Genomic DNA, 1797 nt, shown 5'->3' with positions numbered 1-1797 from the left:
ACTTACCCAAGTTACGCCTTAAATTTGGCTCAATTAGGGGCGCTTTGCATTTCAAATCTTTGTGCAACAAAGCCTTTTCGCATCAAAAACATTGCTATAAATGTGAGTGGTTTTTGATGAATTTGAATTCTTTTTAAACTAGGCTAAGGGTTTGCTTAGATAGATTTTTTTATTTAAGTTATTGATTCTTTGTTTTTGAATGTGACTGGTTTAACTGTGTTTTGTATTTTTCTTATTTTATTTATACGGAAGAGCGGCCAAGATTGAGTCCATCGGAAACTGATGATGGGACGTTCATTATGTTCAGTTTTAGCTAGGGTAAATGCGCATTTAGTTAGGCATAGATATTAACAAAGAACTGGCAACTAACATGAGAGCTGTGCCATATTTGGATCTAAAGATTTTGGTATTTTGACTAGATTTTTATATGACGGCGGCACAACACATAGCTAGATGAGGATAATAAATAATGAATTATTCCGAAAATGATAGTCCGATATATATTGCGTCAGTAATAGGTGAGCGCCTAAAACGCATCCGATTGAATCAAGATATGACACAAGCGGAGATTGCTAATAAAGCTTGGATTAGTCGGAGAGCTGTCCTTAATGCGGAGAAAGGCGACGTTCGACTAGTAGAGCTGATCGCTATTTTAGGTGCGCTCAATATGTTGGGTAATCTAGGGCGTGTCATCAATTAATGGAGATGATTGTTGATGCTAAGTAGATCGCTGATAAGAAGTTTTGAGCCAATTTATCATAGCGTGTGGCAATAGCACGATACTGCTTGAGCTTGGCAAAAAAGTTCTCGATCAGATGTCTTGCCTTGTAGAGATGTCGGTCATAATCACGCTGATCAATAGAATTACTTTTCGCTGGCATCACAATTTGACCCTTCGCCGCTAAAATTGGAGCAATGACCCGATCCCTGGAGTTGTAGGCTTTATCCATAAGCCAGGTCTGGCTCAACGATAAGTCCAGCAACACATCTGAACCGTTTAAGTCATGGGCCTGCCCATCAGTGAGATAAAATCCTGTTGGGTTGCCTAAAGCATCAGTACGGGCATGAATTTTGGTGCTTAAGCCACCTTTACTGCGTCCAATCGCCTGATTTTTTTTTCCCAGCGCTGTGTTGATGAGCACGTACAATGGTGGAGTCTAACATGGCGTATTCATTATCACTGTCATGTGACAGCACTTCAAAGACCCTCTGCCACACACCTGTTTTAGCCCAACGGCTAAAACGAGTATGCACGACTCTAAAATCACCAAAGCGTTCTGGTAAGTCTCGCCACGGGATACCTGAACGATACCGATACAATACTGCTTCAACAAATAGTCGGTTGTCTTTGGCCGTTACTCCAACAGTACCCATTCGTCCAGGTAACAGATCTTTAATCTGTTCCCATTGATCATCTCTTAAGGCATAGCGTTTAGTCATAAAAGTATAATGGGGACAAGGTGGTTTTCCTCAAGGTAATTGATGACACGCCCTAGATCAATTGATACCTGAAGTATCATTTTCACCGATACAGTTGCTTAAGCTCAAAGGTAAAGTTCGCAAAAAAGCCTCAGGTAATAATAAACGAACTCAAAAACTGGTTATAAAGACCGCAAAGCCAGAATTAGATTGGTGATATACCTTCACGATAAAGAGCTTGATAGGTTTGAGGGAGTACCAAAATGGTATGGACAGACGTGAAGGGCTTACTAGAACAAACTTTGGTGGTGTTTCAAAAAGTATGCTGGCATTAAACGAATCCATTATTGATATAAAAGAACACTAAATCAAAGGCTT

General features: G+C 40.1%; 2 pseudogenes. One reads left to right on the top strand and one right to left on the bottom strand.

Going from position 1 to position 1797, the window contains the following annotated elements:
* Window positions 1-469: 469 nt before the first annotated feature.
* Window positions 470-694 (top strand): annotated as a pseudogene (locus tag PV763_RS17525) (helix-turn-helix transcriptional regulator); the annotation flags it as partial.
* Here the strand turns inward: PV763_RS17525 and PV763_RS17520 are convergent.
* Window positions 693-1440, bottom strand: a pseudogene (locus tag PV763_RS17520) (IS5 family transposase). The pseudogenes PV763_RS17525 and PV763_RS17520 overlap by 2 nt on opposite strands.
* Window positions 1441-1797 lie beyond the last annotated feature (357 nt).

The organism is Acinetobacter sp. AS5 (assembly GCF_048957595.1).
Taxonomy (GTDB): Bacteria; Pseudomonadota; Gammaproteobacteria; order Pseudomonadales; family Moraxellaceae; genus Acinetobacter.
This window is presented reverse-complemented; position numbering and strand designations above follow the sequence as displayed.